Source organism: Rhizobium azibense, assembly GCF_004342325.1.
Lineage (GTDB): Bacteria > Pseudomonadota > Alphaproteobacteria > Rhizobiales > Rhizobiaceae > Rhizobium > Rhizobium etli_B.
The window spans coordinates 1-21175 of record NZ_SMBJ01000017.1 but is presented as its reverse complement, the minus strand read 5'-3'; the positions used below and the strand labels follow the sequence as shown (position 1 = coordinate 21175).

The following is a 21175-nucleotide window of genomic DNA, read 5'->3' as shown; positions in this document are numbered from 1 at the left end:
GTCACGCCGCCGCGATTGCCGCTTCGCCGAAGAGCAGAGCGCGGGTCGCAGCCGTCACGTCATCCTTGCGCATCAGGCTTTCTCCGACGAGGAAGGTGTTGATGCCGGCCGCCCGCAGCCGCTTGCAGTCGGCATGCGTGAAGATGCCGCTTTCGCCGACCAGCAGCCGGTCCTCCGGCACCATCGCCGAAAGCTCTTCGCTGACGTTCAGGCTGACCTTGAAGGTGCGCAGGTCGCGGTTGTTGATGCCAACGAGCGGTGAGGAGAGCTTCAGCGCCCGCTCCATTTCTGCGGCGTCATGCACTTCGACCAGCACGTCCATGTCCAGCGCAAAGGCTTCATCTTGCAGCCGTTCAGCCTCGTCATCAGTAAGCGAGGCCATGATCAGCAGGATGCAATCCGCGCCCCAGGCGCGTGCCTCGTGCACCTGGTAGGTCTCGAACATGAAATCCTTGCGCAGGGCCGGAAGGGAGCAGGCTTCGCGTGCAGTCGTCAGGAACTCGGGCGCGCCTTGAAAGCTTGGCGTGTCGGTCAAGACGGACAGGCACGCGGCACCGCCGGCTTCATAGGCTTTGGCGAGCGCCGGCGGATCGAAATGCGGGCGGATGAGACCCTTAGAAGGGCTTGCCTTCTTGATCTCGGCAATCAGGCCGTAAAGTCCGGCATCGCGCTTGGCAACGAGAGCCTTATGAAAGCCGCGCGGCGCGGTTTTGCCTGCCTGCATCGCCTTCAAGTCGGCAAGGGAAACCTTCGCCCTGGCGGCGGCGATTTCCTCGCGCTTGTAGGTCTCAATCTTTTTCAGGATATCGGTCATCGGCCAATCCTAGTCGATATCGTTCGAAACGGCGATCAGTTTATCGAGGGCTGCGGCGGTCGCGCCGCTATCGAGCGATTCGGTCGCGAGCGTCATGCCGTTGGCGATCGTCTCTACCTTGCCGGCAATGACGAGCGAGGCAGCCGCATTGACAAGGGCGATATCGCGATAGGCATTCCTCGCACCGCTCAGCACTTCGCGAAGTGCTGCAGCATTGGCGACGCCATCGCCGCCCTTGATCGCCGCAAGTGCACAGGGTGAAACTCCGAAATCCGCTGGAGAAAGCTCGAAGGTGCGGATTTTGCCGTTTTCAAGCGCGGCTACGCTGGTCTTGCCAGTGGTGGTGATTTCATCGAGGCCATCACCATGCACGACCCAGACGCTCTCCGAACCGAGGTCGCGCATCACCTCAGCGATAGGCACGACCCATTGCGGCGCAAAGACACCGAGTAGCTGACGGCGCACTCCGGCCGGATTCGTCAGCGGCCCGAGAAGGTTGAAGATCGTCCGGGTCCCAAGCTCGACGCGGGAAGGCCCGACATGGCGCATCGCCGAATGGTGCTGCTGGGCAAACATGAAGCCGACACCCGCCTCGGTGATGCATCGCGTAATCACTTCAGGCGCAATCTCGAGCTTGACGCCCAGAGCTGCCAGACTGTCGGAGGCTCCCGATTTCGAACTCAGTGCCCGGTTGCCGTGCTTGGCGACCGGAACACCGGCGCCCGCGACGATCAGCGCCGCCAGCGTCGAAATATTGTAGGTGCCGCTGCCGTCACCGCCGGTGCCTACGATATCCATCGCATCGGCAGGCGCTTCCACCCGCAGCATCTTCGAGCGCATGGTCGTCGCAGCGCCGACGATTTCATCGACCGTCTCGCCGCGGACGCGCAGCGCCATCAAGAAACCACCGATCTGCGAAGGAGTCGCCTGACCGGACATCAGGATTTCGAAGGCCTCGCGGGCCTCGTCACGGGTCAGAGGCTCGCGACTCGCAGCCTTGGCCAAAAGAGGCTTCAGATCGGTCATGCGCTACAGCTCCTAGCGAACGGCTGCCTGATCGGCGAGCGTCTGGTTGATCGACGCACCGTAGTGCGTTTGCAGCAGGTTCACCATCTGGTCGAGAATATCGTCGCCGGCAGCGTTTGCCATGGCAGTGATCTGCGCATCCTGATTGTTCAGCACATCGCCGGTCGGTTCTGCGTTGACGCTCGTTACCTTCAAAAGGATCTGCGTGCCGGGATCGCCGCCAACGGCATTTGCAACCGTATCGACCGGACCCGAGAAGGCAGCGGTCACGCCGGCGCGGCCGAGAACGGCGTCCTCGGTGCCGCGCGTTATGCCGCTCTTGCTTTCGACGGCAATGCCGAGCGGAGCTGCGATGTCGGCTAGCGTCTTGCCCTTCTGCGCTTCCTGCTTCAGCTCTCCAGCTTTCTTGGCAAGTTCGAGCTTCTGCTGTTCGGCGGTCCAATCCTGCACGGCCTTGTCGCGCACTTCGGCTAGCGGGCGATCGCGCTCCGGTATGATCTCGCGCACGTCAAACCAGACATAACCGTCATTGCCGAGTGACAGTGCCGGCGGCTGAACGCCGGATTCGGTCTTGAAGGCTTCGCCGATCAACTGCGGCTTGGCAGGGACGTCCTTGACCTCGTTACCGTCTTTGTCCAACCCGCTCGGATCGACGGCATCGATCACGACGGCCTTCAGCTTCAGTTGATCGGCAATCTGCTCGAGTGTCTGGCCGGAGCCGCGCAAATCCTCGATGCGATCGTGCACGTTGATCACCTCCTGCGATGCGTTGACAAGAGCCAACTGCTTGCGGATGTCTTCCTTCACCTCGTCGAAGTTCTTGGCGCTCTCCGGCTTGATGTTGGAGACGCGGAGAATAACAGGGCCGAAGGAGCCTTCGACGACCGGCGTCGTGCCGCCGTCCCTGGCGACTGCGAAGGCGGCATCTGCGATGGCCTGATCCGGAACCTTGTCCTTCGTGAAATCGCCAAGCAGCACGTCGCTTGCCGTCTTTCCTTGGTCGGTCACGAGCTGGTCGAAGCCGGTGCCGCTCTTGAGCGCCGTTTCGGCAGCAGTCGCCAGATCCTTGCTGGCAAACGTCAGCTGCTCGATCGTGCGCGTCTCCGGCGTGCGATAGCTGTCCTTGCGCTTGTCGAAATCCTCGCGGATCTGATCGTCCGTGACGGTCGAGGCATCCGCAATGTCGGCAGGTTCGAGCTTCAGATAGGCGATCTTGCGATATTCCGGCGCGCGGTAGCGGCTCTTGACGCCATCGAACCACTTTGAAAGCACATCATCGCCCGGCGCCTTGATAGGCTCGATGTTCGCGTTCGTCAGCAGCAAGTAGTCGATGTCGCGGCTTTCCTGACGGTAGAGCTTCAGCGCGTCGACGAGCGTTTTTGGAGCGATAAAGCCGTTCGACACCGCATCGACGATCTGGCTGCGCACGGCGACCTTGCTACGCTCGCTGATATAGTCCGCCTCACGGATGCCGGCGTTGCGCAAGCGGGAGGTGAAGAGCGTGCGATCGAACTGGCCGTTGACGGCCTTGAACGCCGGATCGTCAGCGATCAGCTGGGCGAGGCGATCTTCGGAAAGCCCGAGATTCATGTCGGCGGCAAGCTGGTCGAGCGAGGCACCGGCGACGAGCTGGGCGATCACCTGCTGCTCGACGCCGAAGGCCTTGGCCTGCTCGGGCGTTAGACGCATGCCGAACTGCTGGCTGAGGCTTGCGACCTGTCGCTGGTAGGCAAGGCGGAATTCGGTGGCATCTACCTGTTGGTCACCGACGGTGACCACGGCCGTGCTGCTGCTGCCGGTGAGCAGCGAACTGGAAATGCCCCATACGCCGAATGAAGCGACCAGAAGAAGCATCAGGAGCTTGGCAACCCAGGTCCGGGCGGCTCTTCTCAGGAAATGGAACATCGAAACGCAAACCTCGCATTATATTTCGCCCTTTCACGGGCAAAGCTTTCGACGTTCCTTAGAACAAACGCGTAAGGAAATGAAGCGCCCGCGCGCGAAAACATGGCAGGTGCCGGCGAACGTCCTGGAAGGCGATCATGTTCAAGAAATGGAGCGGTGAACGGAACCTTTCGGCCCTCACGTCGTTGAAGCCGCATCCGCAAAAAGAGGAGCTGACAATGGCCGAACTCAAGACCGCCTCCGGACAAACCACGGGCGCCCGCGTGAAGGCGGAAATCGCAGCAGACGATCTTTCGGCTCAAGTCACCGCGTTGCGCGAGGATTTGGCACGGCTGTCCGAGAGCGTCGTTGCCTTGGGGCAGGGCGCAAAGACCGCTGTTACCGACGAGGCGTCAGTGTTGACCGAGCGCGTGCGCGAGAAAGTGCGTGAAGAGCCAATCTTCGCACTCGCCGTAACCGCTGGCATTGCCTACCTCTTCGGCCTCATGAGCCGCCGCTGAAACGACGGCAATCGACGCAAGAAAAGCCCGAAACGCGCAAGCGTTCTGCGTTTTTTCGAACAAAAGTTCAGGCCGGGCAAGAAGCAAACGAGACTGGGACATCATATCCGATGTTCCAGTCTCTCGATTTATTAGCCTGGAGCGGGAGTTCCGGCTTTTCCACGATTAAATCAACGTCGCACGAGGCGTCCGAGCGCAATAAGAACGCAAGCGCCCACGAAACCGGTGATCAGGTATCCGAGCCAGCCTACGAGCGGCTGGATATTCAGTACGCCGAGAATGAAATTAGCAACGATCGCGCCGACAATGCCGAGAACGATGTTCATGAGCAGGCCCATATTGCTGTGCATGAATTTTTCGGCGAGCCAGCCGGCGACACCGCCGATGATAATCGCCGCAATCCAACCTACGCCTTCGCCTTCCATGGTGATCTCCCTCCTAGAGAAGCAACAAATGAACGCAAAACCTGCAGAAACGTTCCTTACAGTATCAGGGTAGCGGCAGTGTTACCGGGTATGTGAAATAAACAAGCTAACTACAAAGAAACAGGCCGGGGAGGGCAGGAACTGCAAAACCCGGCGACTTTCGCGAACTCTCGTTGCACATTTCTACGCAGCTCTGTGATTCTTGAGGATAGATCATTCGCTTTGCTGGGCAAGCTAAATATTACAGGCGGTTAACTGCGAAGTTTGGATAAAACGGCTGCCTTTAATGCCGACCGGTGGATAACGTCACCGCGAGGTGATCCAAGCTGCGATCTCACAGCGATCCAGTCGTACTCTGAAAACTGGAAACGGTGTCGCTGAGAGGATCGAGCTGTTCTCCCAGCAACGACACCACAACCACAGCGATATAGGATTGGAGCAATTTTCGGGCGCCTGAAAATCCAGCTGTCGCTTCCTTGTCCTTCATCGGAAGGTGAAGCTGTTCCAGTTCGACAGGCGGGCTTTCGCGAGCACGGTTTGTGCCTCTCGCACAAGAAAGAAGCCGCCGAAAATCGCTGCGATCGTGATGAAATCCCAAAACATGGGCGCGCTCCGTTGATAGAAAGAAAGAGCGGGTCGAAGCTTGCGCCCCCGCCGACGCCACGACCCGCTCAAATCCGAGCGCCCGCCAGGCGCTCAAGGACATACAACTCTTATAGGGCGCCAATGAGACCGGATATCGTAAGATATTGGGATATGGGAGGGTTCGGCGTGTCTGCTTTCTGCTGAAAACCCAGAGGAGCGAGCGTCCGCCACGAGTTATGGACAGAAAAGACATTTGAGCCCGGCAGGCCGGAACGCCCGGCAGTGCGAGTTTGCATATCACAGGACGTCTATGGCCGCATCGCGCCGGTCGGTGCGCCGGAATCTATGAGCATCCGGGGCATGAGCGATTTAGTTGGCCCTCAAAATTCCGGATTCCGCTGCTGCTGCGATGAAAGCGGTCTGAGGATCTATCTCCGGCTTTTCGCCCTCGAGCGCTCGAAGGCAGGCCTTCCGAGCTGCCGCATATGCAGGCCCCTTATGATCGGGCCAAGACGTCATCAGAAACGCAACGGCTTCTCTTGTATTTTTGACGGTGCGGAAATGATCGTTGCAGTCGATCAACTCGATGCTGCGTTCCCAGATGTCCGAGCTCATAATGTGCAATCTCCTTGGCGATCCTTTCAACGGATAGCCATGAAGTTCTGTTCCGCGAGAGAGTGTAGCAGAATGCAGGGCGGCACGGATTTCAGTAACCGATCGTAAAATAGGCGCCGACCAACGGCTAATAAGGGGATACCAGGTTCTTCGGCCGCCAATTGCCTCTCTTTGAGAGCATCGACACGTCACGTCTGGCGCAGTACTGCAAACCCAAATAGTCACGTCGGCCCGTGTTTCTCGGCATTGCTCGCAAAGTAGCCATTTTGAGCTGTCTTCATCAGCGAGGCCGGCATACGCCTCTCAAGACCGGCAATAGTCCCTGGTGGATTGGCACGGGGGAAGCGCGGGCCCGCCCGTGGGGGGCCCGCAGTGCTTTAAATTTATTCGATGACCTCGATCACCGCGCGGGTATTGGGATTGACGAGCACGCGCTTCTTATTGACGACCACATAACCGTATTCAGGCTGATCGGGGATGGTGTTGATCTCGACCGTGTCAGGAAGCGTCGTACCGACTGCAACATCGCCTTCAAACGTGACCGACGGCGATTGCTGCTCAAGAACATAGGTTCTGACCTCGCCGGGAACGGTAACCGTCGCTGTCTGCCCGACCGCGGCACCCCCCAACGACAGAAACAGCGATACGGCAGAGATGACCAGTTTTTTCATGTTATCCTCCAAGATTTCAGTGTGGCGGTAAAACGCTGCCGGCAAGGATATAGTTCCTCCGCTGCACGGAATGAGTGCAGCGCGAACCTGTGGCCCGGCCCTGTCTCTTATTTCTTTCTTGAACTTTTTTGTGAGCGTCAGCCCTTTGTTCGCCGCCTAGAACCGCACTTGTGACGAGCTTGTTGGAGCCCATCCCATCCCGGCTGGCCGATTTGTTGCGAACGCCCATCCTTAAGGGCCGCGATCGAAATTCCGAGGCAGATTCGCGAGCAAAACAGATATGGTGGAGATGGCCTTATCGCCAACTTTTGTTAATGACGCCCCGCCGCCCTCGGCGGTGGGGCAGTTGGCCATTAACCGAGGGGTGGGCTATTGCGACTTCTGTGGATCGTCAGCCGGATTGATATACTTGATTGCCCATGGCCCAATCGTCGTAATTTGGATGACCGTCGGTTCGTCGAAGCGAGCAAAATGCGCCGTGCCCGGCGGCAACGCGATGAAACTGCCTGCAGGCAGTGCCTTGGCGGCGCTTGGATCGGCGGTTTCGCCCATTCCGATATTGATGGTCCCTGACATGACTGTGACCACTTCATGCACAGGATGCGTGTGCGGCGGGATCGCATAGCCCGCTGGCACCTTGATCCGGAGGGCAAAGAGGCCCTCCTTGCTGGGATCGCCGAACAGGACCGCCGCTTCTGCTCCGGTGGGGAGCACCTTAGGAGCCTGGCCCCACTGCACATCATCGGGAGTGACCAATGTGTGCGTACCCCCTGCCGAAGCAAAGGAAGCCATCCCACATAATCCGATCAAGCCGGTCGCGAATATCGATGCAATTCTCATGACAAACCTCCCTCGCCGGGCCCTACCTCGGCTGAGCGCAGGGGCAGGCTCGCGAAACGTGGATAGTACGCCGGTGCACCGCTACTGAGCAAGTTTTCCCCTTCAAGAATGCTGAATGGACTGATGGCTCCTCTGAAGCCGAAGAAGTCTCTTCTCGCCAAAGACGCGGGAAGCGTCGGAGCATTTGTGGAGTTGCCACGAGTGTGGACAGAAAAGGCATCGCTAGGTTTTCCTAGCATCCGAGACAGCGCAACGGTTCAACGAACCATCGCCGCGTGCATCGCTTCAAACCACTCGCAGGGCATGTTCGAATAATCACATTCGCTCCTTCAGACAAAAAAGCCCCGACGAAATCGGGGCTAGTTGTTGACGACGAAGAGGAACGTCGGAAGACGTTCAGAAGATGAACGCATGATACTGGCTTATGGTTTCTGTACGCTTACATACCGATGCCCGAGGAATTGAGGCGGACCGCACAGCCTCGTGCAAGGGCTGAGCACGGTTACAGGAGATCTTGGCTGCGCGATCCACTCCGTCGAACATCCGAGGTGGTGGAATGTTCCCGGTTGCGACCAGCGCCCCCCATGACCGCTAACGACAGCCAATTTCATCAACCGACACGAAAGCAGCGTGCGATATAAGATCGCCTCAGCGTTGTATCCGGGCTCGACACCTTTACGGCATTCCGGTAGTTATTGCACATGCGAAGTGGAGCTTTTCCCGGCATCGGGGCGCGCCACCGAGACGAAGCGAATGCGCTGCAGTCTATCGCAACCAGATTTTTTGACTCAGCCGATTGGGCCGACGATATCGGCATCCAAGGAGTTCCTGCCGTGAGCCAGCCAACGAATGTGTTGAGTCCCAAACGTCATATGGGCATCGACTTGTTTCGGGTCGTCTCCTTTGTCGCTGTTGTCGCAGCTCACGCGCGCGGCTATTACATCGGGCCCCGTGCAACAGAGTTTTTCTTGCTCGTTCCACGTTTCGCAGTCCCCTATTTCTTTCTTGTGGCAGGATACTTTCTCAGCAGGAAACCCCTGTACTTGGTTCCCGTGGCCAAGCTTTATCTTATCCGGCTTCTCCCTGTGTTTGTCGGATGGCTGCTCATATACCTGCTGGCGCATGAACTCCTTTTTGGCAATAGCGGGATTATAGGAGTCCGGCAGCTTCTCGTCGAAGGCGTTCCCGCTTACCATCTTTGGTTCCTGCCGTCTTTAGGCGTGAGCGCCGTCACATTCGCTCTTTGTCTGAAGGTGTCAGGCAAAAGCGGAGCACTCGTCGCCGGTATATTGCTCTACTTCCTGGGAGTGCCCTTCGTGGAACTGAATATGGAAGGGCCAATACACTGGAACTTCCGCGACGGACCGTTTTTTGGCTGCATCTTCATCGCGATGGGCTATTGGATCGGCAAGTCCGACCTTTCGTTGACGATAAAGCAGTCTGTCGCAATTGCATCGGCCGGATTGCTGCTTCAGTGCCTCGAGAGCTTTTTATTGTGGCGCTATTTCCAAGTGCCGCCCACAACTGACATCAATTATTTCATCTCAACCATCCCTTACGCCGTCGGGATTTTTTTTCTGGCCCTTGGTTGTCAACGCCGCGTGCCAGACACCATTGCGAAGCTTGGCGAGAAGACGCTCGGATCGTACTGTATCCACCTATTGTTCCTGTGGTTGGTTCAAACCGTTTTTGCGCCGTCTTCCATCGCACGGGTGCTAATCACAATCATCATTGTCAGCATCGCTTCGCTCATTGCTAGCAATCTGATGTCAAAGATAAAGCTTTTGTCCCTGCTCGTGGAGTGACTAACGTTCAATCCAGCCGAGGCCGCGCAAGGCGCTTTCGATCAACGTGCCGGCAAATTTCCGGCATTAGTATCAAAAACCGTCGAATGCGGCCTACGCATTTGAATTAAACTTTGTTGCCTCGCGGCCTCATCGCAAGATACGAGCGTGCCTTTGACGCGCGAACTCCGCAAAAAAAGCGCAAAGTTCGCGGCACACGCAACGTTCATTGGCGGTTCAGGCTCGATGGTTCTATGATGGTCGGCGAGGAGGAGTTCACGATGAAAAAGCTCTTATCCGCCCTCGCAGCCGTAGGCATGGCTGCATTCTTCGCCTTACCGGTAAACGCCGTGCCGGTTTTTGTGCCGAAAGCAGAACAAGTGCAAACCGGCGATGTGGTGCAGGTCAAACACCGGCACCATGGTCATTGGCGTTCGGATCGCTATTGGAACCGGCGATACGCCTACCGTTCCTGCCGTTACTACGGCAATTGCTACTATCGCCCATATGGGTACCGCGGTTATCCGACGTATTATGGCTACCCTCGGTACTATGGCGGCTATCCTGACTATTACGGCTATCATCGGCGGTCGGGAGTGACCCTCTATTTCGATTTTTAGCCGGTAGCACTCACAGGCAGGTGAAAAAACGTCGAGGTCGGCGCGAATGCCGACGGCTTTTCGCTTTCAATGATCTAGTCGATATAGAGCCCGCCGCTGTCAGGAAGTTTCTTAGGCTTGTCCGCCGGTTTGGCCTTCCTGATTTGGACATCCGTCAGCATGATGCCCCCAACCAATCCTTTCGCTACCCCGCCTGCATCCCAAATTAGTGGGGTGGAGCGGCAAAGCACGGGAAAGGGTGGCAATGAAAAAGCCGAAAAAACCTTGTTCCAAGGCTTTGTGGCACTGTTGGGAAAACTTGAACAAGACAAATGGCGGAAGAGGTGGGATTCGAACCCACGGTACGGTTTCCCGCACGCCGGTTTTCAAGACCGGTTCCTTAAACCACTCGGACACTCTTCCGTCTGATTGATTTGGTTCAGCTTTCTACAGTTGTTGAAAGCTCGAAAACATAGATACCTGTTTATCACCCAATCACTCAACGGCTGGCTTTTTAACAGCTTTGATCGCAGCGTCAACTTGCTCCGCAGCATTTGCCTGTCAGCCCATCCCGCAATGAAGCAGAAGATGAACGCATGAGCAGTTGGATCCTGTTTCAAGAGGGCAGAGACCCGGCCGACACGAGGCAAAGGCCATCGCGTTTGTGGACAGGAGTGATTTCCGCAAACTCGCTCCCACCTCACATTGACGGCAAGATCATCACGCCGGAGTTCAAGCATGAACGGAGCGTGGCTCGATCTCAATCTTTGATAGGAATTCCGGCCTCGATCGCAGCATCGATAAATGCTTGTCGGGCTTCCTCTCTGTTGCGTTTCCCGGACATGACATCCGCGCAGACGGCGCATGCCTTGTTGAGCGCCGGACCGTCTTCGATGGGCCAGTCTTCAATTAACGCCCACGCCGCAGCCTGAGTGGTATGGATGACGACCCATTGGTCCGGTCCTTCAAGAGCGAGGGTTACCGGCTTCGACCAGTTTATATGCATTCTTTCCAGCCTTCCGACCTCGATAACCTACAAGGGCTCCCGTCTCACATAAGCCAATTCTTTCAACGTGGCGAGGTTTCAGCTTCAACGAGGTGCCTTTCCCGCGAATCGACCTCCTCGTTTGAGAAGCGCTCGGCTTCGCGCCAATCCTGGACCGGGCGGCGGAAGCGTTTTGCTTCGTTTGTCCGAGAAGCCTGAGGCGATTCCCGCCACGGCCGAATACGTGAACGAGTGACAGGATGGGAAGTCCAAAAAAAGACCGCCTCGGGGCTGACGAGACGGTCAATGCGGATGCGATATCCGCTGGCCCCGGTGAATGAGTCGGGGGAGAGACACCGGGCGCTACCTGACGCCCCATCGGGGGAGTTGGCCGATTAGGCGGCTATGAGAACCCTATCATGTGTGCGCACCCTGCGAAATTATACAGAGGTCTTGCGACTCATATACCCATGTATCGGGATGTCATTTGCATTCAACCGAAGCTCAATGAAACCGGCATCGTAAGCACATCAACGGATTGCTACGATTTTGCTACTCGGGAGTAGTAAATCAAGCGGGAAGGGGCAAGCGATATGGACCAATGGAACGGTTCAGGTCCCAAATCTGCCGCTGGGGGTCCCGGCCGGATGACGATTGCGGATTCCCGCGTTAGGTTTTTGTAAACCATAACCATTAAAATTGTTTCTATCGCCGCGAAATCATTCGCAAATCTGCCACGATACCTGCCGAGTTAAAGTCTCGTTAGGCGAGTGGGCGTAGGCATGACTGGCCCGTTGTCGGGCAGGTTCTTAACCATACGATCTTGGGCGGCGTGGGACATATGAAAGTGGAATGCGGGGCGACCTCTTTCGCAACGGGTACGCGGTGGCTGGCGTTGGCGTTGATGTGCGCCACCGTCACTGCTTGCGGTACTGCTTCTCAGGCGCCGAAGAAGCGCGCTCACGGCAAGGAATACTTCTCCGAAAAAGAATATGGCGTCAAAGCCAGCCCGCGCGTTGCCAGTGGCGCCAACATACCAAAGGGCGGCGGGCGCTACATCGTCGGCAACCCGTATGAGGTCAAGGGAAAGTGGTATTATCCCAGAGAAGACTTCGCCTATAACAAGGTGGGCGTTGCCTCGTGGTATGGCTCCGCATTTCACGGCCGGTTGACAGCAAACGGCGAAGTCTACGACCAGATGCATCTTTCCGCCGCCCATCCTACTTTCCCGTTGCCAAGCTACGCACGTGTCACAAATCTCGAAAACGGCTCATCGGTGGTGGTGCGCGTCAACGACCGCGGCCCTTATCATGAAGGCCGCATCATCGATCTTTCCAATAAGACGGCGGACATGCTCGACCTGCAGCACAGCGGCACCGGCAAGGTGCGTGTGCAGTATGTCGGCAAGGCGCGTATGGATGGGCACGACATGCCCTACCTGATGGCCTCCTATGTTCCGAAGGGAAGCCGGATTCCGAGCGTCAATCCTGGAGGTCAGATCGCAACTGGGGTGATGGTGGCGTCGAACAGCAAGCGGATCACCAACGATCAGCTCCAGAGCCTCGGGACTTTGACCGTGGATCCATCGCGTGTGCCGGTGCCCATGTCTGCGACGGCCTACGGTGGCTCGACGCCGAGCGCGCGCTACAATGGGGCACCGGTAGCGACACAAGCTCCCGTTCTCGCAAAATCAGAACAGGCTTTCGAGCAGATGGTCGTGCTGCCGACAATCGGACCCGTTCCCTATGAGCGTCCATATGGCTACGGGCAGGACAGTTCGCTCGCGATGGGCTACCAGGACGAAGACGTGAAGACGGTGAACGTAGAGCTCGCATTCGACGCTGTCATGGTCCGTAACGACGGGCTGACGCAGGATTCGATCAGGGCTTCCCTCAGGCGCCAGCAGGCACAACAGATCGCGCCCTGATTGGAAGCGATTGCGCGCAACGCGCGCTGCCTCTAACGTCTGGAGTCCAACCTTCGATCCTATGGAGCCTCGATGTTGAAGCGTCTGCTTCGTCTTTGCGCGTGCCTTCTGCCCTTCGCATCGCCATCCTCCGCTGCCGAAACCGCGCCCGCCGGCTTTGTGACAAAGGCCGCGCAGGCCTACATGATCGAGGCGACCACCGGAACAGTGCTGCTTGCAAAGAACGAGGAGCAAAGCTTTTCTCCCGCCTCGCTCGCAAAGCTGATGACGATGGACCTCGTCTTCGGCTCATTGAAAAAAGGCGAGATCACGCTCGACACCGAGTATCCGGTTTCCGAATATGCCTGGCGGACGGGGGGTGCTCCATCGCGGACGGCCACAATGTTTGCAGCGTTGAAATCCCGCATCCGCGTCGAGGATCTGATCAAGGGTGTCGCCATCCAGGGTGCCAACGATGGATGCATCATTCTTGCGGAGGGCATGAGCGGCACAGAGAGCAATTTCGCTGCCGCGATGACGCGGCGTGCGGAGGTGCTCGGCATGCCGAAAACGGTCTTCGGAAACTCGACCGGCCTGCCGGACGGCAGAAGCAAGGTATCGGCGCGTGGCTTGGTGAGGCTTGCGATCGATCTGCAGCAATCCTATCCGGAATACTATCATTATTTCGCGCAGCCGGATTTCGAGTGGAACAAGATTTTCCAGCGCAATCGAAATCCCTTGCTTGGCCTTGGACTTGGCGCAGACGGATTGGCGACCGGCTTTGCAGAGGGCGAAGGGTATTCGATCGTCGCCTCGGCGGAGCGCGATGGCAAGCGGCTCTTCCTGGCGCTCGGCGGGATTGGTTCCGACAAGGAACGGACCGAGGAGGCAAAGCGCATCCTCGAATGGGGGCAGACAGCCTTCGAGGATCGACAGCTTTTTTCGGACGAGGAAATCGTGGGCGCGGCCAGCGTCTATGGCGGCCGGGCCGGAAAAGTGGACCTCGTCGCGAAGGGAGCTGTCAGCGTCTATATTCCGGTAAGCAATCCTGACAGGCTCTCGGCGCGGATCGTTTACCGCTGGCCGCTGATGGCGCCCATCGCTGCCGATGCCGAAGCGGGCACGCTAGTGATCTCGGCGGGCGGCCGCGTTTTGCGCGAGGTGCCACTTTACACCGCACATGGCGTCGAGCAGGGTTCGCTGACGAGCCGCGCGGTCGACGCGCTTCTGGAACTTGGTGAATCGCTGTTCTTCTCATGGTTCTGGGACAAGGCCGAGCCCACCTGATCGCCATATTCGTTACCTAAATTGCCGGGGAAGGATCTGAAGGCGCCCACCCTGAAGGTTTCGCTTGGCCCTGTCTTCGGATAGATAGGAAGAAAGCCCGCCCGGCGTGGGCGCTGAAGAATACGGGAATGTGTCATTGTCATCCGGTACGGGATTGTTCGTTACGTTTGAAGGCGGGGAAGGGGCTGGGAAATCCACGCAAATCCGCCGGCTAGCCGAAGCCCTGAGGGCGCGGGGCCATGAGGTTCTGCTGACGCGGGAACCCGGCGGGTCGCCGGGTGCAGAAGCCGTGCGCCACGTGCTGCTGTCTGGTAGTGCGGAAGCTTTTGGCACGCGCATGGAAGCCATTCTCTTCGCCGCAGCCCGCAACGATCACGTCGAGGCGGTCATTCGCCCGGCCCTTCTCCAGGGCAAGATCGTGCTTTGCGACCGGTTCATGGATTCCTCGCGCGTATATCAAGGCGTGACCGGCAATCTCGAGGCGGACTTCATCGAGACGCTGCAGCGGATTGCCGTCAACGGCGTCGTTCCGGATTGCACGCTTATCCTCGACATTCCCGCAAGGCTCGGTCTGGAGCGAGTAAAGAAGCGTAGTGCGGCAACAGCGGACGGACCGGACCGTTTCGAAAAGGAAGAACTTGAGACGCACGAAAAACGCCGCGAAGCTTATCTCGATATAGCTGCGCGCGAACCGGAGCGGTGCCACGTCGTCAACGCGACACTGGACGAAGAGCTGATTGCCGCGGAAATTCTTGCCATCGTCAATCAGCTCCTTCGGCCGGTTGTCGCCGCCAAGATGCCGGAGGCCGCGCATGAGTGATGAGCGGCCGGGGCTTCTGGACGGCGCCATCTGGCCTGCCGAAAACACAAAACTTTTCGGGCATGATGAAGCCCAGGCATTTCTCTCCCAATCCTATCGCTCCGGCAAAGGCCACCACGCAGTCCTGATCGAGGGACCGGAGGGGATCGGGAAGGCAACGCTTGCTTTTCGCTTTGCAAACTACGTTCTGTCGAATCCCGATCCGGCAACAGCGCCCGCAGCGATCGGCGATCCTGATGCGGCCTCTGCCGTCAGCCGCCAGATCGCTTCCGGGGCATCGCATAACCTGCTCTATCTTTCGCGTCCCGTCGACGAGAAGACAGGCAAGGTGAAGTCGGCGATCACGGTGGACGAGGTACGGCGCGCCGGACGCTTCTTCTCGCAGACCTCCGGAACCGGAAACTGGCGCATCGTCATCATAGATCCGGCAGACGACATGAACCGCAATGCGGCCAATGCCATCTTGAAAATTCTGGAGGAGCCGCCCAAGCGGGCGCTCTTCCTCGTGCTTTCGCATGCGCCGGGAAAACTTCTGCCGACGATCCGTTCACGGTGCCTGCCGCTCAGGCTTTCGCCACTGGATAATATCGCCTTGGGCGCGGCACTCGCCAATCTCGGCGTAACCGGCAGCGATGCCTCGCTGTTATCGCTCGCGAAAGGCAGCGTCGGGGAGGCGCTGAAGCTCCTGAACTACGGGGGAGGCGAGATCATCGCCGCATACAACGAGGTCCTGTCGGCTCAAGGCCCGACGGCTCGAAAGGCAATGCATCGTCTGGCAGATGCCTTATCCGGCAAGGATAGCGAAACGATATTCGAATTCTTCGTGAGCCATGTCGGCGACGACCTGATGCGTCGAGCGCGCGACGCGGCACAAGCAGGCGAGCTTTCCGCCGCCGAACGGATGGCACGGCTGCAATCGGATATCAACGAGCGGCTTGCCATCTCCGTCGCTTACAACCTCGACCGCAAGCAGACGATCCTCAGCATTCTCGGCGATATCAAGCAGCCAGGTCTCTGATCAGCCGGCAAGCAGTTTCCACGCGACAATCGCGAGCGTGAGCGCAAGCACGATGCGAATCGTGCGTTCATGCAGCTTCGGCGCCAGAAGGCTGCCGGCGATGATGCCCGGAATCGAGCCGACCAGCAGTGCCAAAAGCAGGAGCCAGTCGATCTCGCCGATGATCCAGTAGCCCATGCCGCCGATGAGCGTCAGGGGTACTGCATGGACGATATCGGAACCGACGATTTCGCGGACATCCAGCCGCGGATAAAGTATAAGCAGGATAGTGACCCCGAGTGCACCGGCGCCGACCGATGTCAGCGTGACAAGCATGCCGAGAGCCAGCCCGAGAATGACGGTGAGAACAGCAATGGTCGCCGGACGAGGTGGGGGGCGCTCGCCAGTGACCCGGCGAGCAAAGCGGAGAATCTGCGCGCGGAACACAAGCATCACGGCCGTCATGACGAGCAGCCAGCCAAGCGCTGCGGTGATCGTATGGGCAACCTCGACGCTCTTGCGGTCGACGCCGGCCATCAGCCAGAGCATCAGGAGCGCCGCCGGAACACTGCCCGCTCCGAGCGCACCGACAACCCGCCAGTTGATACGGCCATGCATGCCATGGACCGCTGTACCCGCCGTCTTCGTGATTGCGGCATAGAGCAGGTCAGTGCCGACCGCGGTTGCCGGATGGACACCGAACAACAGAACGAGCAGCGGTGTCATCAGCGAGCCGCCGCCCACGCCCGTGATGCCGACGAGCGCGCCGACGAAAAAGCCGGAAAGTGAATAGAGAGGCTGGAAATTATCGAGAAACGTCAAGCGACGGACCTCTGACAGACAGAGAAACGCCTTTTGCCCGCTGCTAGAAATCTCACGTCGGTTGCGCCCCGTTCTTCAGTTTCGCAAGGCCTAGAATGTGGCAGAAAGCGAGTCAAGCTCAGCGCTTCGGCAAACCGCCAAATCATAAGCGCTTTCGAAACTTAGTGTTTCTCTTCTTCATGACATGCGCTAAGAGCGGCTGATATTCAGAGAGAGTAAGCCGGACACGATGGCCGCCATGACAGACAAGACGCCCTTCTATATCACCACCGCGATTTCCTACCCGAACGGCAAGCCGCATATCGGCCATGCCTACGAGCTGATCGCGACGGACGCTATCGCGCGCTTTCAGCGTCTCGATGGCCGTGATGTCTTCTTTCTGACAGGCACAGACGAGCACGGCCAGAAGATGCAGCAGACGGCCCGCGCAGAGGGTATTACCGCCCAGGAGCTTGCCGACCGCAATTCCGGCGAGTTCCAGGCGATGGCCCAGCTCTTGAATGCATCGAACGACGATTTCATCCGAACCACGGAAGCCCGTCACCACGAAGCCTCCAGGGACATCTGGAATCTGATGGCGGAAAACGGCGACATCTACAAGGATTCCTACGCCGGCTGGTATTCTGTGCGCGACGAGGCCTATTACCAGGAGAACGAGACGGAGCTCCGCGCCGACGGCGTGCGCTACGGGCCGCAGGGTACGCCTGTCGAATGGGTGGAGGAGGAAAGCTACTTCTTCAAGCTTTCCGAATACCAGGACAAGCTCCTCAAGCACTATGAGGACAATCCCGATTTCATCGGTCCTGCCGAACGGCGCAACGAAGTGGTTTCCTTCGTCAAGTCCGGCTTGAAGGACCTTTCGATTTCGCGCACGACCTTCGACTGGGGCATCAAGGTGCCCAACGATCCGTCGCATGTCATGTATGTCTGGGTCGACGCGCTCACCAACTACATCACAGCGACCGGCTATCTCCAGGATCCGAACGGCCCGAGGGCGAAGTACTGGCCGGCTGACATTCACGTCATCGGCAAGGACATCATCCGATTTCATGCAGTCTATTGGCCCGCCTTCCTGATGTCGGCCAGGCTGCCGCTGCCGAAGCGGGTCTTTGCCCATGGCTTCCTGCTCAACAAGGGCGAGAAGATGTCGAAGTCGCTCGGCAATGTCGTTGATCCCGTCAATCTGGTGAACCATTTCGGTCTCGACCAGGTGCGATATTTCTTCCTGCGCGAAGTTTCCTTCGGCCAGGACGGCAGCTACAGCGAAGAAGCGATCGGCACGCGCATCAATTCCGATCTTGCAAACGGCATCGGCAATCTCGCGAGCCGCTCGCTGTCTATGATCGTCAAGAATTGCGACGGCAAGATACCGGAATGCGGACCGCTGACAGACGAGGACAGGGCGATGCTGGCGCAGGCCGATGCGCTGCTTGCGTCCACGCGCGAGGACATGGACAAGCAGATGATCCACAGGGCGCTCGCTTCCATCATCGCCGTCGTTTCGGAGACTGACCGCTATTTCGCAAGCCAGGAGCCGTGGGCGCTGAAGAAGACCGATCCGGCGCGGATGGGCACCGTGCTTTATGTCACCGCTGAAGTCGTCCGCCAGATCGCGATCCTGCTGCAGCCGTTCATGCCTGAATCGGCGGGTAAGCTGCTCGACCTCGTAGCCGCGCCAGTCGACAAGCGCGATTTCTCGGAATCGGGCGAAGCCGGACGCCTTGTTCCCGGAACGCCGCTGGAGGCCCCGAAGCCAGTCTTCCCGCGGTATGTGGCGCCGGAAACCTGAGGGTCTGCCATGCTGATCGATACCCATTGCCATCTTGATTTCGCCGATTTCGAGGAGGAGCTAGACGATATCGTCTCACGCGCTCACCAGGCAGGTGTGAAACAGATGGTGACGATCTCGACGCGGGTACGGAAACTCGAAAAGCTGCTTGCGATCACCGAGAAATATCCCTCAGTCTTCTGCTCCGTCGGCACACATCCGAACAATGCGGATGAGGAACTCGACATTCAGACCGAAGATCTCGTGCGCCTCGCCAACGAGCATGAGAAGGTCGTCGCGATCGGTGAAGCCGGGCTCGATTACTTTTACGACACGCAGAAGCCGGAGAACCAGAAGACTGGCCTTTTGCGCCATATCGCTGCCGCGCGCGAAACACGGTTGCCGCTAGTGATCCATAGCCGCAGTGCCGACGAGGACATGGCGGCAATCCTGACAGCAGAAACGGGGAAGGGGGCCTTCCCCTTCATCCTCCATTGCTTTTCGGCTGGCCCCGCCCTTGCCCGAACCGGCGTCGACCTCGGCGGCTACATTTCCTTCTCTGGCATCCTCACCTTTCCGAAGTCCGAGGAGTTGCGGGCGATCGCAAAGACAGTCCCGCTCGACCGGCTGCTCGTGGAAACCGACGCGCCTTACCTTGCGCCCAAACGCTGGCGCGGAAAGCGCAATGAGCCGTCCTATGTCGTGAACACTGCCGAGGTTCTGGCTGAGACGCTCGGTGTCAATTACGCCGAGATGGCGCGGATCACCACCGAGAATGCTTTCCGGCTCTTCTCTAAGATGCCAAAGGTCTAGCCGCGTGAGCTACCGGCGGCGCTTCACCATTCTCGGCTGCGCGTCGTCGCCCGGCGTGCCGCGCATTACGGGCGATTGGGGCGCCTGCAATCCGGCTAACCCTAAGAACCGCCGTACGCGCGCAGCCTTCATGGTGCAGCAATATGACGACAACGGCGGGGTCACGACTGTCGTCATCGACACCGGATCGGATTTCCGCGAGCAGATGATTGCCGCCAAGGTGCAGCACATCGATGCGGTGCTTTACACGCATCCGCATGCCGACCACATTCACGGCATCGACGATCTGCGCGGCTATTTTCACAATGCACAGCAGCGTGTGCCGATCTATGCTAATCCCTTCACGATGGACCGCATCCGCCAGGGCTTCAGTTATTGCATCGAAACGCCGCCCGGCAGCAATTACCCACCGATCGTCGAACCGATCCTGATCGACGATATGACGCCTATCGCCATCAGCGGCGCTGGAGGCACGATCTCATTCCGGCCGCATTTGCAGCAGCACGGTGATATTCATTCACTTGGCTTTAGAATCGGTGACGTCGCTTATTGCAGCGATATCAGCGACTTTCCGCCGGAGACTGTCGCAAAGCTTCAGGACCTCGACATCCTCGTTATCGACGCACTGCAATACCGCTATCATCCGAGCCACCTGTCGCTTGAGCAATCACTCGACTGGATCGGACGGCTGAAACCGAAGCGGGCGATCCTTACGCATATGCATACGCCGCTCGACTACGACACCGTGATGGCCGAGACGCCCGAACACGTCGAACCCGCCTATGATCAGATGCAGTTCGAGGTGAAAATCGATGAACTCCGCGCGATCTAGCACGACCTAGGAACTGGATATCGACCGGCAGCGGCTAGCGAACTTCAGCCATAACGACATGAGCACGTAGATTTCCACGAATCCGTCCACTGCCAAAGCGCTTTTCGAACGCTGCTGCGACCGCTTGAACGGCCCTTTCGTCATCGGCACAGCGCGCGGCGATCTCCATTTTCAACGGGGTACCCCGACAGAATGCTATGGCGACGTCGCGCGGCGAGGGCGCATGCGCGGTCATGTCTATTGTTTCGATCGTCACCTTCCGGAATCCCGCGTGCCTGAGATCGGACTCGATCAACTCTCGCTCGTAATAACCATGCGGCGTTCGTTCGAGAAAGCGCGTGGGGTCATCGGGAAAAGCCGCGACCATTGCCTCGGAAACCGTACGGGCAATTTCGTTTTCGGCAAGCGAGGCCCAAGTGTTGAAGAGAAATGTCCCGCCGGGCTTCAGCACCCTCAGTATCTCGCAATAACCGCGCTGTTTGTCCAAAAAGAACATGACGCCGAACTGGCAGGCGACAACATCGAAACTTGCGCTTTCAAAGGGCAGATCGAGTGCGTCGGCCTGCTTCCACTCGACCTGACGGCCAACGCCTTTCTTCGCTGCGATATCGAGCATCGCCTGGTTTAGATCGGTAGCGACAATTTTAACCTCCGGCGCAAGCCTGGCCGCCATAGCCCGTGTCAGCACACCCGATCCTGCGGCGACTTCGAGAATGCTTCCTGGATGGCAGTCCGCGACGCGCGACGCCAGATCCGAGGCGTATCCCTCGAACAGGATCGGCACTAGGAACTGCTCGTAGATCGCGGGAATATCTCCCTGGAAATGCGCGTCGGATACGGTCATTTGTCTTCTTCTCCTTGCCGTGCCGACGTATTGCTCCGAGCGAGCAATCTACCATGGACGCACGAGGCAACGCAGAGCAGCGTCTCGAAAGTTTCTTGTTCCATTTAAAGTGTCGCACACAACAGCCAAGGCAACTAGCCAAAAAGACCTAGTAGGGCCGGCCGCTTTCCAGACTGAGCTGATCCGGATTAGTGGTCTCCGGTAGTTCCATAATCTATGTTATGTGACATGTGTGTGTAGCCGGGGTGGGTTCAAGGATGAAGTGCGACTTGCGATAGATACCAATGGGTTATCACTCGCAAGGAATGCTCATGACACGCACCTACTCCCAGATCGA

Annotated in this window: 20 protein-coding genes and 1 tRNA gene; 10 read left to right on the top strand and 11 right to left on the bottom strand. The window is 58.3% G+C overall.

Annotation, left to right across the window (positions count from 1 at the left end; translation table 11 throughout):
• Nucleotide 1: 1 nt before the first annotated feature.
• Genes trpC through EV130_RS29695 form a run of 3 tightly spaced genes read right to left on the bottom strand, consistent with a single transcriptional unit; the run spans nucleotide 2 to nucleotide 3745 of the window.
• The gene (gene trpC / locus EV130_RS29705; protein WP_074061301.1) at nucleotides 2-814 is read right to left on the bottom strand and encodes an indole-3-glycerol phosphate synthase TrpC; all 813 of its coding nucleotides are present in this window, start codon (nucleotides 812-814) and stop codon (nucleotides 2-4) included.
• Between the two features lie 9 nt (nucleotides 815-823).
• Entirely contained in the window at nucleotides 824-1840 is a 1017-nt protein-coding gene (trpD, locus tag EV130_RS29700) for an anthranilate phosphoribosyltransferase (RefSeq protein ID WP_074061300.1), read from the bottom strand.
• 12 nt (nucleotides 1841-1852) lie between these two features.
• The gene (locus tag EV130_RS29695) at nucleotides 1853-3745 is read right to left on the bottom strand and encodes a peptidylprolyl isomerase (RefSeq protein WP_074061299.1); all 1893 of its coding nucleotides are present in this window, start codon (nucleotides 3743-3745) and stop codon (nucleotides 1853-1855) included.
• Between the two features lie 218 nt (nucleotides 3746-3963).
• Between EV130_RS29695 and EV130_RS29690 the strand changes: the two genes are divergently transcribed.
• A complete protein-coding gene (locus tag EV130_RS29690) occupies nucleotides 3964-4245 on the top strand; it encodes a hypothetical protein (protein WP_074061298.1) in 282 nt (93 codons plus the stop codon).
• 170 nt (nucleotides 4246-4415) lie between these two features.
• Here the strand turns inward: EV130_RS29690 and EV130_RS29685 are convergent, their stop codons facing one another.
• From EV130_RS29685 to EV130_RS29670, 4 genes are all read right to left on the bottom strand, one after another.
• Nucleotides 4416-4670 carry a GlsB/YeaQ/YmgE family stress response membrane protein gene (locus EV130_RS29685; protein WP_074061297.1) on the bottom strand — a complete coding sequence of 85 codons (255 nt, stop codon included), beginning with the start codon at nucleotides 4668-4670 and terminating at the stop codon, nucleotides 4416-4418.
• 954 nt (nucleotides 4671-5624) lie between these two features.
• Nucleotides 5625-5870 (bottom strand): DUF982 domain-containing protein, encoded by a 246-nt coding sequence (locus tag EV130_RS33900; RefSeq protein ID WP_074061296.1) that lies wholly within the window; start codon nucleotides 5868-5870, stop codon nucleotides 5625-5627.
• 383 nt (nucleotides 5871-6253) lie between these two features.
• The gene (locus EV130_RS29675) at nucleotides 6254-6541 is read right to left on the bottom strand and encodes a DUF1236 domain-containing protein (RefSeq protein ID WP_074061295.1); all 288 of its coding nucleotides are present in this window, start codon (nucleotides 6539-6541) and stop codon (nucleotides 6254-6256) included.
• Nucleotides 6542-6910: 369 nt separating this feature from the next.
• Nucleotides 6911-7381 (bottom strand): cupin domain-containing protein, encoded by a 471-nt coding sequence (locus tag EV130_RS29670; protein WP_074061294.1) that lies wholly within the window; start codon nucleotides 7379-7381, stop codon nucleotides 6911-6913.
• A gap of 833 nt (nucleotides 7382-8214) precedes the next feature.
• Here EV130_RS29670 and EV130_RS29665 point away from each other — a divergent pair.
• A complete protein-coding gene (locus tag EV130_RS29665) occupies nucleotides 8215-9186 on the top strand; it encodes an acyltransferase family protein (RefSeq protein ID WP_165918593.1) in 972 nt (323 codons plus the stop codon).
• 260 nt (nucleotides 9187-9446) lie between these two features.
• Nucleotides 9447-9785, top strand: a complete 339-nt coding sequence (locus EV130_RS29660; RefSeq protein WP_074063161.1) for a hypothetical protein — start codon at nucleotides 9447-9449, stop codon at nucleotides 9783-9785.
• Between the two features lie 312 nt (nucleotides 9786-10097).
• Here EV130_RS29660 and EV130_RS29655 read toward each other — a convergent pair.
• Both EV130_RS29655 and EV130_RS29650 read right to left on the bottom strand, forming a co-directional pair.
• A tRNA-Ser gene (locus tag EV130_RS29655) sits at nucleotides 10098-10187 on the bottom strand.
• Nucleotides 10188-10524: 337 nt separating this feature from the next.
• The gene (locus EV130_RS29650; protein ID WP_074061292.1) at nucleotides 10525-10770 is read right to left on the bottom strand and encodes a DUF982 domain-containing protein; all 246 of its coding nucleotides are present in this window, start codon (nucleotides 10768-10770) and stop codon (nucleotides 10525-10527) included.
• An 820-nt stretch (nucleotides 10771-11590) separates the two neighbouring features.
• On the opposite strand from EV130_RS29650, the gene EV130_RS29645 reads away from it, so the two are divergent.
• From EV130_RS29645 to EV130_RS29630, 4 genes are all read left to right on the top strand, one after another.
• Nucleotides 11591-12676, top strand: coding sequence for a septal ring lytic transglycosylase RlpA family protein (locus EV130_RS29645; RefSeq protein ID WP_132662487.1), 1086 nt, complete (start codon nucleotides 11591-11593; stop codon nucleotides 12674-12676).
• A gap of 72 nt (nucleotides 12677-12748) precedes the next feature.
• A complete protein-coding gene (locus tag EV130_RS29640) occupies nucleotides 12749-13942 on the top strand; it encodes a D-alanyl-D-alanine carboxypeptidase family protein (RefSeq protein WP_132662486.1) in 1194 nt (397 codons plus the stop codon).
• A gap of 136 nt (nucleotides 13943-14078) precedes the next feature.
• Nucleotides 14079-14762: a dTMP kinase gene (tmk, locus tag EV130_RS29635; protein WP_132662485.1), complete on the top strand. Its 684-nt coding sequence runs from the start codon at nucleotides 14079-14081 to the stop codon at nucleotides 14760-14762.
• Nucleotides 14755-15780, top strand: coding sequence for a DNA polymerase III subunit delta' (locus EV130_RS29630; protein ID WP_132662484.1), 1026 nt, complete (start codon nucleotides 14755-14757; stop codon nucleotides 15778-15780). Before tmk ends, EV130_RS29630 begins: the two co-directional genes overlap by 8 nt.
• Here the strand turns inward: EV130_RS29630 and EV130_RS29625 are convergent, their stop codons facing one another.
• Nucleotides 15781-16581, bottom strand: coding sequence for a sulfite exporter TauE/SafE family protein (locus tag EV130_RS29625; protein WP_074061288.1), 801 nt, complete (start codon nucleotides 16579-16581; stop codon nucleotides 15781-15783).
• Between the two features lie 238 nt (nucleotides 16582-16819).
• On the opposite strand from EV130_RS29625, the gene metG reads away from it, so the two are divergent.
• Genes metG through EV130_RS29610 form a run of 3 tightly spaced genes read left to right on the top strand, consistent with a single transcriptional unit; the run spans nucleotide 16820 to nucleotide 19994 of the window.
• Complete coding sequence (metG, locus tag EV130_RS29620; RefSeq protein ID WP_074063159.1) at nucleotides 16820-18370, top strand: methionine--tRNA ligase; 1551 nt, start codon at nucleotides 16820-16822, stop codon at nucleotides 18368-18370.
• Nucleotides 18371-18379: 9 nt separating this feature from the next.
• Complete coding sequence (locus tag EV130_RS29615; protein WP_074061287.1) at nucleotides 18380-19162, top strand: TatD family hydrolase; 783 nt, start codon at nucleotides 18380-18382, stop codon at nucleotides 19160-19162.
• Between the two features lie 4 nt (nucleotides 19163-19166).
• Nucleotides 19167-19994, top strand: a complete 828-nt coding sequence (locus tag EV130_RS29610; RefSeq protein ID WP_132662483.1) for an MBL fold metallo-hydrolase — start codon at nucleotides 19167-19169, stop codon at nucleotides 19992-19994.
• Nucleotides 19995-20028: 34 nt separating this feature from the next.
• On the opposite strand, the gene EV130_RS29605 is transcribed toward EV130_RS29610, so the two are convergent.
• Nucleotides 20029-20838, bottom strand: coding sequence for a class I SAM-dependent methyltransferase (locus EV130_RS29605; protein ID WP_074061285.1), 810 nt, complete (start codon nucleotides 20836-20838; stop codon nucleotides 20029-20031).
• Nucleotides 20839-21175: the final 337 nt, after the last annotated feature.